This is a genomic window from Achromobacter sp. 1011791174, from assembly GCF_059760925.1.
The window spans coordinates 14,321-30,181 of the sequence record NZ_JCBANH010000035.1; the positions used below are offsets into that span (position 1 = coordinate 14,321).

A 15,861-nucleotide genomic window follows, 5' to 3' on the forward strand; every position below is an offset into this window, starting at 1 on the left:
CCCCCTTGCCGGACCTTGAAATTGAATCCCATGCATTTTGTCCGCTGCGCCCTGTTCGGCGCAGGGATGGCGCTTAGCGCCGCGGCGGCCTCGGCCCCCATCTTCGTCCTGAATTCGCTGGACGCCAACGTCAGCATCGTCGATCCCGCTTCGTACAAGGAAGTGCGCCGCGTGCCCACCGGCAAGGAGCCGCACCACCTGTACCTGACGCCCGACGAGAAGTCGCTCATGGTGGCCAACGCCACCGGCGACTCGATCACGCTGATGGATCCCAAGACCGGCGAAGTGCAGCGCACGCTGACCGGCATCGTCGATCCCTACCAGCTGCAGTTCTCGCCCGACATGAAGTGGTTCGTCACCGCCGCGAACCGCCTGGACCACATCGACATCTATGCCTGGAAGCCGCTGGAAAAGGGCTTCGACCTGAAGCTGGTCAAGCGCATCCCGGCGGGCAAGACGCCCAGCCACATCATGATCGACGCCAAGAGCACCACGGCCTACGTCACGCTGCAGGACAGCGACCAGCTGATCGCCATCGACCTGGCCACGCAGACGCCGAAGTGGACCGTGTCGGTGGGCAAGACGCCGGCCGACGTGTTCCTCACGCCCGACCAGAAGACGCTGCTGGTGGCCCTGACCGGCGATTCCTACGTCGAGGCGTATGACGTGAGCAACGGCCCGGCCAAGCTGGTCACGCGCATCAAGACGGCGGCCGGCGCGCACGCCTTCCGCGCGCAGGGCGACAAGCGCCACCTGTTCGTCAGCAACCGCACCGCCAATTCCATCAGCCGCATCGACCTGCAGACGCTGGCCGTGACCGACACCTTCGCGGTGCCGGGCGGCCCGGACTGCATGGACGTGCTGGCCGACGGCAAGACCCTGCTGGTCACGTCGCGCTGGGCGCGCAAGCTGACCGTGGTCGATCTGGAGCAGAAGAAGGTCGTGCAGCAGGTGCCGGTCGGCAAGTCGCCGCACGGCGTCTGGACGCTGAACCATGCGCCGACGCGCTGAGCCGTCGAAGCGGGCGGCGGCGGCCTGCCTGGCCGCGCTGCTGCCGGCGCTGGCCGGTGCCGCCGGGCCGGCCCCGGCGGCCGTTTGCGACAAGCCCGTCTACCTGACCTTCGATACCGGCCACATGGGCGTGGCCCCGCTGGTGGCCGACGTGCTGGCCCGGCATCACGTCAAGGTCACGTTCTTCCTGGCCAACGAACGCACGCTGACCGACGGCGCCAGCCTGGACGACCAGTGGGCGCCCTGGTGGAAGGCGCGCGCCGCCGAGGGCCATGCCTTCGGCTCGCACACCTACGACCACGTCTACTGGCAGGGCGACCTGCCGGACGGCAAGTTCCGCGTCAAGCCCAGCGCCGGTCCGCAGACGGGCAAGGTCCAGACCTGGACCGCGCAGCAGTATTGCGAAGAAATCAAGCGCTCGTCCGCGCGCTTCACGCAGATGACCGGCCACGCCATGCTGCCCCTGTACCGCGCGCCGGGCGGCAAGACCTCGCCGGCGCTGCTCAAGGCGGCGCGCGAATGCGGCTACGAGTACGTGGGCTGGGCGCAGGCCGGTTTCCTGGGCGACGAGCTGCCCAGCGACAAATTCCCCAACGCCCGCCTGCTGGAGCAGGCGCTGCGCAACATCAAGCCCGGCGACATCCTGCTGGCCCACCTGGGCATCTGGTCGCGCCAGGACCCCTGGGCCCCCGCCGTGCTGGAGCCGCTGGTTGAAGGCTTGCAGCGCAAGGGCTATTGTTTTGCCACCTTGGATACGCATCCGGCCTACAAGGGCTGGATCGCCACGCATCACTGATCATGGATACGCTTAGTCAATGGTTCGGGGAGTGCCAGCAATGGCTCTTCGAGACCCTCGTGCAGCCCGCGCTGTTTCATCTGGGCTTGAGCAACTTCATCGAGGACGGCTACGACGCCACCATGTGGCTGCTGGTCGGCCTGCTGCAGATCGCGCTGCTGGTGCTGGTGTTCGGCCCGTTGCAGCGCCTGCGCCCGGTCGAGCCCGTGACCGACCGCCGCCAGATCGGCATCGACGTGCTCTACACGCTGATCCACCGGCTGGGCGTGTTCCGCCTGGCGCTGTTCTTCACCGTGGACCCGCTGTGGGACAGCGTGTTCGGCCAGCTGCACGTCTGGGGTTTCGCGCCGTTCCAGCTGGACCAGTACTGGCCGGGCGTGACCGACCGCGCCTGGGTCAGCCTGATCATCTACCTGCTGCTGTTCGACGCGGTCGATTACTTCTACCATCGCGCCCAGCATCGCTTCGGCTGGCTCTGGTCGCTGCACGCGGTGCACCACAGCCAGCGCCAGATGACGATCTGGAGCGACGACCGCAACCATCTGCTGGACGACATGCTGCGCGACGTGGTCGTGGTGTTCGTGTCGCAGCTGGTGGGCGTGCCGCCGGCGCAGTTCGTGGCGGTGGTGGCGATCACCCAGCTGGCGCAGAGCTTCTCGCACGCCAATCTGCGCCTGCATTTCGGTGCCATCGGCGAACGCCTGCTGGTCAGCCCGCGCTTTCACCGGCATCACCATTCCATCGCCTACGACGCCTCGTCGCCGGGCCCGGCCGGCGGCTACAACTTCGCCGCGCTGTTCCCGATCTGGGACGTGCTGTTCCGCACCGCGCGCTTCGGCACGAACTACGGTCCCACCGGCATCCATGACCAGCTGCCCGAGCAGGGCGGACGCGACTACGGTCGCGGTTTCTGGTCGCAGCAATGGCTGGCGCTCAAGCGCATGACGGGTCGCCAGCGCGATCCGGAAACGGCGGCGCCCAAGCCGCCGGCACAGGCCGGCCAGGTCTGAACTGGCGCGGCGCGCGGACTCACTGCGCCAGGCGCAGCCCGCGTTCGCGAGCCAGCGTCTCGATCGACTCGCGCTGTTCGTCCAGGAAGCTGGCGAACGCCGCGCTGGCGCGGGTGTCCAGCGCGATGCCCTGTTCCTGGAATTGCCTGCGCAAGCCTTCGTCGCGCGCCGCCTCGGCGATCGCGGCGGCCAGCGCGTCGACCACGGCCGGGGGCGTGCCCCGGGGCGCGAACACGCCATGCCAGGACGCGAAGCGAAAGCCGGGCAGGCCGGCTTCGGCCAGCGTCGGCGTGTCGGGGAAGGCCGGGGAGCGATCGGCGGTGACGGCCAGCAGGTCCAGCTTGCCGCCCTTGACCAGCGGCGCGGCGGCGCCGTCGATCATCACATCCACCTGGCCCGAGGCCACGTCGTTGAGCGCGGGCGCGCTGCCCTTGTAGGGCACGGCCAGCAGGTCGATGCCGGCCGCGCCGCGCAGCATCTCCATCGCGAGCTGGCTGGGCGTGCCGATGCCGCCGGTGGCGTAGCTCAGCTTGCCGGGATGGGCCTTGGCGTAGGCGATGAAGTCGCCGGCGGTCTTGAAGCCGGTCTTGGGCGTGGCGACCAGCAGCAGCGAGACGCTGGTCAGGCGCGCGACGGGCACGAAATCGCGCTGCGCGTCATAGGGCAGATTGGGCATCGAGAGCCGGTTGATGGCGTGCGTGGCGATGTCGCCCAGCAGCAGCGTATGGCCGTCGGGCTCGGCCTTGGCCGCGATGCCGGTCCCGATCGAACCGCCCGCGCCGGGGCGGTTGTCGACGATGAAGGTCTGCCCCAGTCTGTCGCCCAGCGCCCGCGCGAACACGCGGCCGATCATGTCGGCGTTGCCGCCGGCGGGATAGGGCACGATCAGCCGGATGGGCTTGTCGCCCGGCCAGGACGGCCCCGGGCCGGCGGCGCCCGCCAGGGGCGCGCAGAATGCCAGGCCGATGGCCAGCAGCGTTTTGGCACAGCTCATGATGCAGTCTCCCTTGTCGTTGTCGTCGCCGGCGCGGGGCCGGGCGCGCGTCTCAGCCCGGCGATCCCACCGTCCGGGTGGGATCGCTCAGGGGCGGTTGCGGATAGTGCAGGCCGCGCTGGCCGCCGAACTGGCGGTCCGCGCGCGGCGGCGCGGCGGGAGCCGGGAAGCCGGTCAGCCGGCCCGCGGAAATCCAGTCCCGGTCCACGCCCCAGGCCCGTTCGACCAGCGCCTGTTCCAGGCGCTGGCGGATGAGCGCGTACTGCGCCGCCTCGGACAGGTCGCGGCATTCGCGCGGGTCGGCCTGCAGGTCGAACAGCTGCACAACGTTGCCGGCCGGGTACCAGATCAGCTTGTGGCGGCCGTCATGCGCCATGCGGGTCGCCAGCCGGTCTTCCTTGCATTCGCCATAAAGAATGTCGCGGCGCCGCTCGCCCGTCATGGGCAGGCCTTCCACCGTGGCGGGGACCGGCAGCCCGGCCAGCGACAGCAGGGTGGGCATGACGTCCTGCAGGCCCACCAGCCGCTCGTCCACCTGGCCGGCGGGCACGCGCGCATCGCCGGCCGCGCCGACCAGGATCATGGGCACGCGCGCCGAGCCTTCGTAGAACAGGCGCTTGGCCCACAGGCCGAAGTCGCCCAGCATGTCGCCATGGTCGCCGCAGAACAGGATGACGGTATCGTCCAGCAGTCCTTCCTCGCGCAGGGTGCCGAGCAGCACGCGCAGTTGATGGTCGATGTGGCTGCACAGCGCGTAGAAGGCGCGCCGGATGGCGCGCAGCCGGGCGGGGTCGTCGCCGATGGGCCAGTGCTCGCGGATGCTGCGCAGGGCGGGCGGAATCGCGTCCGCGTCCTGGTCCCAGCGCTGTTCCCAGGCGGCGCGCGCGGGCAGGTCGATGGCGTCGCGCCCATACAGATCCAGGTAGGCGGCCAGCGGCACCAGCGGCGGATGCGGATGGGTGTAGGAGACATGCCACAAGGCCGGCCGGCGCGGATCGCGCCGCTTGATCATCCGGGCGGCCTCGCGGGTGGTCCAGTTGGTGACGTGCAGGCGTTCCGGCAGGTGCCAGGGGCGGTGCAGATAGTCGTTGTTGTTCATGCCGTGCAGGTACTGCTCGCCCGCCGCGCCCTGTTCGGCCAGGTACATGTCGTAGTCGTCCACCGCGCCCAGTGGCGAGCGGCCTTCCTCGGCCAGCAGGATGTCGTCGAAGCCGATGCGGTCGCGCTGCGGGTACAGGTGCATCTTGCCCACCGCGTAGGCCTGGTAGCCGCCGTCGCGAAAGCGCTGGGCCAGCGTGGGCAGCGCGGGCATGGGCAGCGCGGGAGCGAAATTGCGGTCGCCGTGGCCGCGCGGCGAGGTGCCGGTCATCACGCTGCGTCGCGCCGGGATGCAGATCGGGCATTCAGCATAGGCGCGCGGATAGCGGGTGCCCAGGCGGGCCAGGTGGTCCAGCGTCGGCGTCTGGATGACGGGATGGCCGGCGCTGCCCAGCAGGGCGCCGGGCCATTGGTCGACCATGATGAAGAGCACGTTGGGCGGATGGGGCATGGGGGCGTCTCGCGGATACGGATCCCGGCCAGTCTAGGACGCCGTGGTTTGCGAAAACAGGGCATGACGGCGATAGCAGATATACTTTTTTTGTCATGTCTGACGCCGCGCGCGTCTTCTCTCCCGGGTGCCTCATGGCTACGTTGACGCTGGATCAATGGCGCTTGTTCATCCAGATCGCCGATCTGGGCAGCCTGACCAAGGTCGCCGCCCTGCGCGATGGCGCGCAGTCGGCCGTCAGCCGCCAGCTGGCGGCGATGGAGCAGGCCTGCGGCGGCCGCCTGTTCCTGCGCACGGGTCGCGGCGTGGCCCTGACCGAGGCCGGGCGCCGCCTGTATCCGCGCGTGCTGGCCTGGCTGGAGGCGGGCGAGGCGCTGGGCCAGGATCTGGCGCGGCAGGTCGAGCAGCCGGCCGGTCAGGTCTGCATCGGCGTGCTGTCCTCGATCGATCCGCAGTACCTGTCGCGCGCCTATCTGGAGCTGAGCCGGCGCTATCCGGGCATCCGCCTGCGCGTGCGCGATGGCGTGGGCGCGGCGGTCGACGAGTGGCTGGAGAACGGCGAGGTCGACATCGGCATCCTGCCGCGCAGCGGCCGCGGCGCGCGCCGCCGCGACAGCGCGCTGTTCACCGCCCGGCACCTGCTGGTCGGCGCGCCGGACAGCTGGGTCGCGGGCCGCCGGACCGTGCCCTTCGCCGGGTTGCAGGGCCTGCCGCTGGTGCTGGCCGGCGCGCCCAGCGCCTTCCGGCGCCAGATGGACCAGCTCGCGCGCCGCATGGGCGTGACGCTGACGGTGGCGCTGGAATGCGATTCCCTGGCGCTGCAGAAACACATGGTGCTGCAGGGCGGGCTCTACGCCGTGCTGGCCGAGCACGCGGCCCTGCGGGATATGCAGGCCGGCGCGCTGGCGGCCGCGCGGATCGTCGAGCCCGGCATCCGGCGCGGCATCACGTTGGCCATGTCCGAGGTCCGGCCGACGACGCAGGCGAGCCGCGAGGTCGCGCGCATCCTGCGGCTGTGCCTGGAGCCCCTGGCGCAGGCGGGATCCGGAACGGATTGAACGCCGCCGCGCGGGTCTTCAGCCGGCGTTGCCGGCGTCGTGCGTGGTTTCGCGCTTGATCTCGCCGTGGCGGCGTTCCATTTCCTGGCGCAGCTCGCGCCGCAGCCGCGCGGCCACGAAGCGCTGCTTTTCCTCCAGCGTGCCCGGATTCAACGGCGGCACTTCGGCGGGCACGCCGTGCTCGTCCACCGCCACCATCGTGAAGTAACAGCTGTTGGTGTGGCGCACCAGCTTCTTGCGGATGTCCTCGGTCACGACCTTGATGCCGATCTCCATCGAGGTGCGGCCGGTGAAGTTCACCGCCGCCAGGAAGGTCACCAGCTCGCCCACATGGATGGGTTCGCGGAACACCACCTGGTCGACCGACAGGGTCACCACGTAGTGGCCTGCGTAGCGGCTGGCGCAGGCGTAGGCCACCTGGTCCAGGTATTTGAGGATGGTGCCGCCGTGCACATTGCCTGAGAAGTTCGCCATGTCTGGCGTCATCAGGATGGTCATCGACAATTGGTGGCTGAAGGCGTCGTCCATGTCGGGCGCTCCTGATTGCTGAAATGAATATGGTAGCGGCTGGCGGGGGCGCGCCGCCGTCTTTTTCGCGGGCGGATGGGGCGGGCCATGCCTGCGCCGGCACGGCGGCGACGCCGCCTCGCGCGCACGGCGCCGCCGGTCAGCGGCCCGGCTGGGACTGCGCTTGCGGCTTGGCCTTGCCCTGGACCGCCGGTTTGGCCGGCGGGGTCGCCGGGGCGGACGATGTGGCGGTCGTGGCGGAAGCCGCTGGCGCGCTTGCCCCGGTCTCGGGGGCGGGGTCGGTCGCGGGTGCCGCCGGCGCCGGGGCGGCCTCGGCGGTGACCTCCGGCGGCGTTTCCGCCAGCAGCGGTGGCGGCGTCCAGAGTCCGTCCAGCAGCGCCGGGCCAGGCTGGTAGACGCGCAGCAGCAATTGCGCGGGTCCGGAGGCCGGCAGCGGCAGCCAGTTGGACTGCTGCTCGGGCGCGGGCGCTTCGTGGCCGAGGACCAGGTCCAGCGAGCCGTCCTCGTTGTAGCGCAGCGGGTCGCGGCTGCCGAGCGCCTGGCGGTTCAGCGCGTTGGGCGCCAGCAGGCCCTGGGCGTCGTAGGCCGCCAGCGACCAGAAGGCGCCGGCCGGCGGCAACTGGCCGCTGGCGAAGCGCAGGTGATAGCGGCGCGAGCCGTCCACGGCCTCGCCCCGGCTGTCGGCGGCCAGCAGCAGCGTGGTCAGGTCCTCCGGCAGGCTGGCGCCGGGCTGGGCCTGGGCGGCCAGCGCGCGGCGCATGTAGGCATTGCCGTACACACCGACGCCGCCCGCTTCCCGCTGCCAGCCATTGGCCTCGCGCAGCGTGGCGCCGGCGGCGGCCTGCATGCGCTCGCGCGCGGCCCGCAGGCCCCGGCGCATGCCTTGTTTGGCGGGATGGTCCAGCTTGTCGAAGTCGAAGGGGCGGCCGGGGATCAGCCCCTCGCCGCGCAGCCGGGCCAGCACGGGCTGGTCGGCGGCGTGTGGCGGGTTCCGGCGCAGCAGCTCGGCGGCGTAGGCGAACAGGGCGTCGGTCGGCAGCGACTCGACCTGCTCGCGCGGCGAGACCTTCATGTTCAGCGCGCCGTCGGCGCGCACGCGTTGCGCCTGCGGCGGCAGGTTCCATTGCGACAGCGGCGTGATCACGAAGCCATCCTGCAGGGCGTGCACCGCCGGGTACTCGGCCGGACCGTCGGCCTGGATCAGCAGCCGGGCCAGGACATGGGTGGTGGGCGCGTCGATGCGCGGCATGCCGGACGGCAGGGTGCCGCTCCAGCCGGGCGGCACCAGCACGGTGTTGCCCTTGGCGGTGCCGGTGCTGCGCTTGCCCAGGACGGCGAAAGCGTCGTTCCACAGGTCCACCAGCGTCAGCGTGTACAGCCGGCCGCCGGTGTCGGGCACGGACAGCACCACGGGGCCGGCGCTCAGGTCCAGCCAGGCCGTGCCGCGCAGCATGTCGGGATTGGCCCAGGGGGCGGCGGCGCCGGCCTGGGGCAGGCCGCGCACGAAGGCGTAGGCGTTGGGCGGCGTGTTCTGCGAGGGATGGGCGGCCTGGCGTCGCGTCAGATCCATGACCAGCAGCGGGTAGAAGTACAGATAGCCTTCCATCGCGGCCTGGTGCGCGGCCTCGGTGGCGGCCGCGGCCGGGGTCGGGGCCGGCGGCGCGGCCGGCGCCAGGGATGGCCAGACGGCGGCCAGGGACAGGGACAGGATCAGCGGGGCAACGCGGCGCATCGGCGCTCCAACGGACTTGCGGGGTTCGCGGGCAATGGTACCAGTCCCGCGATTGTCCAAAATCCGCGAAAAGCCGGGATCCGGCCGTCAGATTGCCGGCTTGCGCATGGCCGGCCTTGCCATGCCCGCGCGTGCGCAAGTTGCGCAACTTGCGCGGCGGGCGCGTCGCATACATTCGCGCGATAGCAGCGGTTGAATGATTGTCTTGGACTCTTTCCCGGGCGACAGCTAACTTGCGTCGAAGCAGCGTCGAAGCATGCCGTGCGAGTCTGGGGCATTCAAGGACGGGTTTCGCGGAGCGTTTTTCCGGACGAGAACATCTGCCATCGCGCCCTTCTCGTCAGCCCCGATTCGAGTGTCTTTTCCTGAAACAGGCATCTGAATGAAAGGCTGAGAAATGGACAGCTCGCTCAAGAGTATCGACCCCGACGCGCCTGGGCATGGGGTGCGCGAACAGCAGGGAGATACTAGTCCGCCATCTTCCGTGAACCGCGCGGTGATGGCCGGCGCGATTGGCAATTTCGTCGAGTGCTTCGACTGGTTCGCCTACGCGCTCTTCGCCAGCTATCTTTCGCGCCTGGTCTTTCCCTCGGGTGATCCGCTGGGGGCGTTGCTTTCAACATTCGCCGTCTTCGCCATCGGCTTTTTCGTGCGGCCGCTGGGGAGCTTCATCTTCGGAATCTATGCGGATCGGTATGGCCGCAAGAATGCGTTGGCCGCGACGATTTTCCTCATGGCCACGGGAAGCCTGATGATCGCGATCGTCCCGTCCTTTCAACAGGCGGGCTGGTTGGCCCCCGCCATGCTCCTGTTGGCGCGCCTGATGCAGGGGCTGGCCATGGGCGGTGAAACATCGTCAGGCGGCAGCTATATCGTCGAATCGGCGCCCTTGCACCGTCGCGGCTTCAGCGGCAGTTTCTTCTACATCAGCGTTGGGCTGGGGACGTTATGCGCGTCGTTGACGGGAACCTTCCTGACCTATCTGTTGCCGAAGGACCAGATGGAAAGTTACGGCTGGAGGCTGGTGTTCGTGCTGGGCGCGTTGCTTGGCATCTTCGGCCTCTATCTGCGGCGCTCGATCGGAGAGTCGGAAGTTTTCAAGCGCGCCGCTCGAACCACGTCAAAGAAAGACCGGGGCAGCCTGCGCGCCGTCATGCTCAATCATTGGCCGGGCGTGTTGCGAGTCTTTTTCCTTGCGATCGGCACGACGATGGCGTTCTATATCTGGGCTGCCTACATTCCCAACCTGTTGCGAGCCAGTGGTCGCATATCCGCATCGACATCATTTCTCGCGAGCACGTTCGGATTGATTGCCTATAGCGTGTCTATGCCTATCAGTGGCGCGCTTGCGGACCTTGTGGGTCGTCGGCTCGTGCTCGGGAGTTCGTGGCTGCTGTTCGCGGCATTGTTCATACCCATGATTCATTATGCGCTGGGCAATCCTGAATCGCTGCCATGGATCATGGTGGCCGCGATGAGCCTGATCGGACTGGGCAGCGGCGCGGTCGCCGCCAGCTTCGCCGAGCAGTTTCCAACCAGCGTGCGCGCGATCGGCTGGGGGGTGCCCTACAACGTTTCCATTGCCGTGTTTGGCGGCACCGCGCCGTATCTCGGCTCCTGGCTCGCCAGTAAAGGAATGCCCGACCTGTTCAATTGGTATGTCGTGGCGCTTTGCGTCATAAGCGGCCTGGCGGCATTCGGCCTGCGGGACCTTCGGGGAAGACCGCTGGATTGAAATCGAAGGCGGGCCGAAGGTCCCGTGCAAGCGGCTTGCCATGCCCGGGGATGGGCGGCTCTGAGTCTTGTCCACATAGTCAATGAAAAAGGACTTTCACATGTCAATGGAAAAAGTGGCGCTCATTTCCGCCGGCGGAAGCGGCTTGGGCGCGGCAGCCGCCAAGCGCCTGGCGACGGAAGGTTTCAAGGTGGCGATTCTCTCGTCCTCCGGAAAAGGCGAAGCGCTGGCGAATGAACTGGGCGGGATCGGCGTGACCGGCTCCAATCAATCGAATGACGATTTGCAGCGCCTGGTCGATGCGGTCATGCGGCAGTGGGGGCGCATCGACGTGCTGGTCAACAGCGGCGGCCACGGGCCGCGCGGGCCGGTTCTGGAAATCACTGACGAGCAGTGGCACCTGGGCTTGGATATCTATCTGATGAATGTCATTCGTCCGGTTCGCATCGTGGCCCCGATCATGCAGGCGCAGAAATCGGGTTCGATCATCAATTTTTCATCGGTCGCGGCCTTCGAGCCGGTTGCGGGATTCCCGACGTCCGCGGTGTTCCGGGCAGGACTTGCCGCCTACGCTAAGGTCTTCGCGGATACCTATGCCGCCGACAACGTGCGCATGAACAACATTCAATGCGGTTGGATCGACAGCCTGCCGACGGTCATCGAGCGCCGCGATGGCGTTCCCATGAAACGCTATGGAAGCACCGCTGAAATCGCCGCGACCGTGGCGTTTCTGGCTTCCGAGGGCGGGGGTTACATCACCGGACAGAACCTGCGGGTCGATGGCGGCCTGGGACGCTCCATATAGCGTCGAGCCAGAGGGGGCTGTGCGGCGCGCAGCCCTCAGGCCGGAAATCGGTCGATGCGGAATCGCGAGATGTCCTGCTCCGTGTCACCGCTGATCGCCAGGTCGGCAGCGATCTCGCCGACGACGCCGGCGAACTTGAAGCCATGCCCCGAGCACGGAGAGACGACCACGATGCGATCGTCCTCCGGTGACGTGTCGATGATGAAATCCGTATCCGGGGTCATGGTGTACAGGCACGTCTTCATGCCAAGCAGCGGGCCGGCGCCTTCGGGCATGTAGCGTTCAAGATAGTCGCGCGTGTGGTTTTCATCTGGCGCCGATGCGTCTTGTCGCGCCAGATCGGCATGCTGGATCTGCCCGGTTCCATAGTGCGAGCCACACTTCAGGCCGACATCGCCAAAGTCCGGGAAGCCGTAGAAGAAATCGCGCCCGTCATCAATCATGAAGACGGGCAGCGCGCCGGACTTGAACAGCTCGGGCCGCTTGGGTCGGTACCAGCAGGAGACCGCCCGCGTGAGCGTGAGCGTGGACTTCAGGGATGGCACCAGATCGCTCGTCCACGGCCCCGCGCAGACGACCACCGATCCGGCTTCGATGGCGCGCCCGTCGTCCAGGACCAGTCGCACGACGCCGGCCCGGGGCTCGATGGCCAGCACGCGCGCGTTCGTCACGACTTGCGCTCCCTGGGCGATCGCATGGCGGATATGCAGTGCATTGATGGCATCGGACCGCAGGATCCCGGCATCCGGCTGCCAGACCGAGGAATAGTCTTGCGGCAATTCAATGGCGGGATAGCGGCGCTGAACTTCGCGCGGGCTCAGCACCTCGTGGTCCAGTCCATATTGCTCGCTCGCCTTGAGCGTGCCCGCCACCAATCGGCTGCCTGGCATGCCCATCTCCAGGATCCCGGAAGTCAGCAGCAGCGTTTCACCCGTCAACTGCTCGAGCTCGCGCCAATACGCGTAGGCGCGCCGCAGCAATGGCACGTATTGCGGACTTTCCGAGTAGCCCAGGCGGATCGCCCGCGACTCCCCGTGCGACGAGCCGCGATCGTGCCCCGGCTGGAACCGTTCGATGCCGATGACGCGCTGGCCGCGTTCCGCGAGCTGAAAAAGCGTCGCGGCGCCCATTGCGCCCAGGCCGATCACGGCCACATCATGGATAGATTCTTGCATCTCGTCTCCAGGATCCTTGAACCCGTCGCCTTTGCGTGGCGAGTCACAGCGGCAAGCCGTGGCAACGTGGATGGATCGGATGGTACGAGTGGAGAAATTTCGCGTCGAATATATTCGCGCGATGGTTGCAAGACCGGCGCGATATCGGCGATTGCGGCGGCGCACCAAGGGATTGGCAGGGGGCGCCGGCATTGGTAACAGTCTCGCGATCATCCAAAATCCGCGAAAAACCGGGATCAGGCCGTCAAATTCCCGGTTTGCGGCTCGTCCGTCCGGCCCGTGGCGCGGGGACGGGTTCTGGGCATATACTTCGCGTTAAATATCCTTGGAATTCGTAGGGCTTTCCCGTCGGGCCGGCCCTTGGCTTCCGTCACTCACCCGGAGAGGAGTGTTTCATGGTCAACATGAACCGCCGCCAGTTCTTCAAGGTGACAGGTGCGACGCTGGCAGGCTCCAGTCTGGCATTGCTGGGGGCTGCCCCCGGCACGGCCATGGCGGAAGTCCGTCAGTACAAGCTTGCGCGCATGACCGAAACGCGCAATACCTGTCCCTACTGTTCGGTCGCCTGTGGCCTCTTGATGTACGGCCTGGGCGATGGCGCCAAGAATGCGCGCGCCAGCATCGTCCACATCGAGGGCGATCCCGATCACCCGGTCAACCGCGGCACGCTCTGTCCCAAGGGCGCGGCCCTGATCGACTTCATCCATAGTCCCAACCGCCTGAAGTACCCGGAATACCGGGCGCCCGGTACGGACAAGTGGGTGCGGATGTCGTGGGACGACGCCCTGACGCGCATCACCAAGCTCATGAAGGCCGACCGTGACGCCAACTTCGTCGAGAAGACGGAAGACGGCAAGACGGTCAACCGGTGGCTGACCACCGGCATGCTGGCCGCCTCGGCAAGCAGCAACGAGGTGGGCTACATCACGCACAAGACCGTGCGCAGCATGGGGATGTTGGCATTCGATAACCAAGCCCGTGTCTGACATGGCCCGACGGTGGCAGGTCTTGCCCCGACGTTTGGCCGTGGAGCGATGACGAACCATTGGGTCGACATCAAGAACGCGGACGTAGTACTGATCATGGGCGGAAATGCCGCCGAGGCCCACCCTTGCGGGTTCAAATGGGTCACGGAAGCCAAAGCCCACAACAAGGCGAAACTCATCGTCGTGGACCCGCGCTTCACGCGCTCGGCGTCCGTGGCGGACTTTTACGCGCCCATACGCACCGGCACCGACATCATCTTCCTGGGTGGCGTCATCAAGTACCTGTTGGATCACGACAAGATCCAGCACGAGTACGTGCGCAACTACACCGACTTTTCCTTCATCGTGCGCGAAGACTTCGCGTTCGACGCGGGCCTGTACTCGGGCTACAACGCCGAGAAACGCAGCTATGACAAGTCGAGCTGGGACTACGAGCGCGGCGACGACGGCTACGTCAAGACCGATCCCACGCTGGAACACCCGCGCTGCGTCTACCAGCTGCTGAAGAAGCACTACTCGCGCTACACCGAGGAAATGGTCGAGCGCGTCTGCGGCACGCCCAAGGACAAGTTCCTGAAGGTCTGCGACATGCTGGCCTCGACGGCGACCAAGGATCGCGCCGCCACCATCCTGTACGCGCTGGGCTGGACGCAGCACTCCATCGGCTCGCAGATCATCCGTACCGGCGCGATGGTGCAGCTGCTGCTGGGCAATATCGGCATCGCCGGCGGCGGCATGAACGCGCTGCGCGGGCACTCGAACATCCAGGGCCTGACCGATCTGGGCCTGATGTCGAACCTGCTGCCCGGCTACATGACGCTGCCCAACGAGCCCGAGCAGGACTACGGCAAGTACATCGCCGCGCGCGCCTCCAAGCCGCTGCGTCCGAACCAGCTCAGCTATTGGCAGAACTACGCCAAGTTCCACGTCAGCCTGATGAAGGCCTGGTGGGGCAAGGCCGCCACGGCCGAGAACAACTGGGCCTTCGATTACCTGCCCAAGCTCGACAAGCTCTACGACATGCTGCAGGTCTACGAGCTGATGAACCAGGGCAAGATGAACGGCTACCTGGCGCAGGGCTTCAACCCGCTGGCCGCCGCGCCCAACAAGGCCAAGCTGACCGCGGGCTTCTCCAAGCTCAAGTACCTGGTCATCATGGACCCGCTGGTCACGGAGACCTCCGAGTTCTGGCGCAACGCGGGCGAGGCCAATGACGTGGATCCGAGCAAGATCCAGACCGAGGTCTTCCGCCTGCCGACCACCTGTTTCGCCGAGGAAGACGGCGCGCTGGTGAACTCCGGGCGCTGGCTGCAATGGCACTGGAAGGGCGCCGAACCCCCGGGCGAGGCCAAGAGCGACATCGAGATCATGTCGCTGATCTTCACGCGCCTGCGCAAGATGTACCAGGACGAGGGCGGCAAGTACCCCGATCCCATCGTCAACCTGTCGTGGCCGTATTCCAACCCGCAGAGTCCGACCGCCGAGGAACTGGCCAAGGAATACTCGGGCAAGGCGCTGGCCGACCTGGCCGATCCCAAGGATCCGACCAAGATCACGCGCAAGGCCGGCGAGCAGCTGGCCGCCTTCGCCGAGCTGCGCGACGACGGTTCCACCGCCAGCGGCTGCTGGATCTTCGCCGGCGCCTGGAGCCCGGCGGGCAACCTGATGGCGCGTCGCGACAACAGCGATCCCACCGGCATCGGCCAGACCCTGAACTGGGCTTGGGCGTGGCCGGCCAACCGCCGCATTCTCTACAACCGCGCGTCCTGTGACGTGTCGGGCAAGCCCTTCGACCCGCGCCGCAGCCTGATTTCCTGGAACGGCAAGAGCTGGGGCGGCGCCGACATCCCGGACTTCAAGGCCGACGAGAATCCGGAAGGCGGCATGGGGCCGTTCATCATGAACCCCGAGGGCGTGGCGCGCTTCTTCGCCCGCGCGGGCATGGCCGAGGGTCCGTTCCCCGAGCACTACGAGCCGTTCGAGACGCCGCTGGGCTACAACCCGCTGCATCCCAAGGCCAAGGGCGTGACCAGCAACCCGGCCGCGCGCGTGTTCAAGGACGACCTGGCGGCGATGGGCACGGTGGACAAGTTCCCGTTCGTGGCCACCACCTACCGCCTGACCGAGCACTTCCACTACTGGACCAAGAACGTCCGCATCAACGCGATCCTGCAGCCCGAGCAGTTCGTCGAGATCGGCGAGGCGATGGCCAAGGAATTGGGCATCGCCAACGGCCAGCGCGTGAAGGTGTCCTCGAACCGCGGCTACATCAAGGCCGTGGCGCTGGTGACCAAGCGGCTGCGCGCGCTGACGATCGAAGGCAAGACCGTGCACCACGTGGGCATCCCGATCCACTGGGGCTTCGTGGGCATCGCCAAGCCGGGCTTCCTGACCAACACCCTGACGCCGTTCGTGGGCGACGGGAACTCCCAGACGCCGGAGTTCAAGTCGTTCCTGGTCAACGTCGAGAAGGCATAACAGG

Annotated in this window: 12 protein-coding genes; 7 read left to right on the top strand and 5 right to left on the bottom strand. The window is 67.4% G+C overall.

Features of this window, described 5'->3' with window-relative positions:
- Positions 1–30: 30 nt before the first annotated feature.
- The 3 genes from AC6LJ5_RS14285 to AC6LJ5_RS14295 are packed head-to-tail and all read left to right on the top strand — an operon-like array spanning position 31 to position 2,817.
- Entirely contained in the window at positions 31–1,011 is a 981-nt protein-coding gene (locus AC6LJ5_RS14285) for a YVTN family beta-propeller repeat protein (RefSeq protein ID WP_199770963.1), read from the top strand.
- Positions 995–1,807, top strand: coding sequence for a polysaccharide deacetylase family protein (locus AC6LJ5_RS14290; RefSeq protein ID WP_498140804.1), 813 nt, complete (start codon positions 995–997; stop codon positions 1,805–1,807). Before AC6LJ5_RS14285 ends, AC6LJ5_RS14290 begins: the two co-directional genes overlap by 17 nt.
- A 2-nt stretch (positions 1,808–1,809) precedes the next feature.
- Entirely contained in the window at positions 1,810–2,817 is a 1,008-nt protein-coding gene (locus AC6LJ5_RS14295) for a sterol desaturase family protein (protein WP_498140805.1), read from the top strand.
- Between the two features lie 19 nt (positions 2,818–2,836).
- Here AC6LJ5_RS14295 and AC6LJ5_RS14300 read toward each other — a convergent pair whose 3' ends face one another.
- Complete coding sequence (locus tag AC6LJ5_RS14300; RefSeq protein WP_498140806.1) at positions 2,837–3,811, bottom strand: Bug family tripartite tricarboxylate transporter substrate binding protein; 975 nt, start codon at positions 3,809–3,811, stop codon at positions 2,837–2,839.
- 52 nt (positions 3,812–3,863) lie between these two features.
- Positions 3,864–5,360, bottom strand: a complete 1,497-nt coding sequence (locus AC6LJ5_RS14305) for a sulfatase-like hydrolase/transferase (RefSeq protein WP_498140807.1) — start codon at positions 5,358–5,360, stop codon at positions 3,864–3,866.
- 134 nt (positions 5,361–5,494) lie between these two features.
- Here AC6LJ5_RS14305 and AC6LJ5_RS14310 point away from each other — a divergent pair, with 134 nt between their 5' ends.
- Positions 5,495–6,418, top strand: coding sequence for a LysR family transcriptional regulator (locus tag AC6LJ5_RS14310; RefSeq protein WP_498140808.1), 924 nt, complete (start codon positions 5,495–5,497; stop codon positions 6,416–6,418).
- Between the two features lie 18 nt (positions 6,419–6,436).
- Here AC6LJ5_RS14310 and AC6LJ5_RS14315 read toward each other — a convergent pair whose 3' ends face one another.
- On the bottom strand, positions 6,437–6,946 hold the full coding sequence (locus tag AC6LJ5_RS14315) for an acyl-CoA thioesterase (RefSeq protein ID WP_103272115.1): 510 nt from the start codon (positions 6,944–6,946) through the stop codon (positions 6,437–6,439).
- A gap of 139 nt (positions 6,947–7,085) precedes the next feature.
- Entirely contained in the window at positions 7,086–8,678 is a 1,593-nt protein-coding gene (locus tag AC6LJ5_RS14320; protein WP_498140809.1) for a DUF1254 domain-containing protein, read from the bottom strand.
- Between the two features lie 397 nt (positions 8,679–9,075).
- On the opposite strand from AC6LJ5_RS14320, the gene AC6LJ5_RS14325 reads away from it, so the two are divergent.
- On the top strand, positions 9,076–10,413 hold the full coding sequence (locus tag AC6LJ5_RS14325) for an MFS transporter (RefSeq protein ID WP_498140810.1): 1,338 nt from the start codon (positions 9,076–9,078) through the stop codon (positions 10,411–10,413).
- A 100-nt stretch (positions 10,414–10,513) separates the two neighbouring features.
- The gene (locus tag AC6LJ5_RS14330; protein WP_392411536.1) at positions 10,514–11,218 is read left to right on the top strand and encodes an SDR family oxidoreductase; all 705 of its coding nucleotides are present in this window, start codon (positions 10,514–10,516) and stop codon (positions 11,216–11,218) included.
- A 35-nt stretch (positions 11,219–11,253) separates the two neighbouring features.
- On the opposite strand, the gene solA is transcribed toward AC6LJ5_RS14330, so the two are convergent.
- The gene (solA, locus tag AC6LJ5_RS14335; RefSeq protein WP_103272119.1) at positions 11,254–12,393 is read right to left on the bottom strand and encodes an N-methyl-L-tryptophan oxidase; all 1,140 of its coding nucleotides are present in this window, start codon (positions 12,391–12,393) and stop codon (positions 11,254–11,256) included.
- A 395-nt stretch (positions 12,394–12,788) separates the two neighbouring features.
- Between solA and fdnG the strand changes: the two genes are divergently transcribed.
- Positions 12,789–15,857: a formate dehydrogenase-N subunit alpha gene (fdnG, locus tag AC6LJ5_RS14340; RefSeq protein ID WP_158658322.1), complete on the top strand. Its 3,069-nt coding sequence runs from the start codon at positions 12,789–12,791 to the stop codon at positions 15,855–15,857.
- The last annotated feature ends 4 nt before the right edge of the window (positions 15,858–15,861 follow it).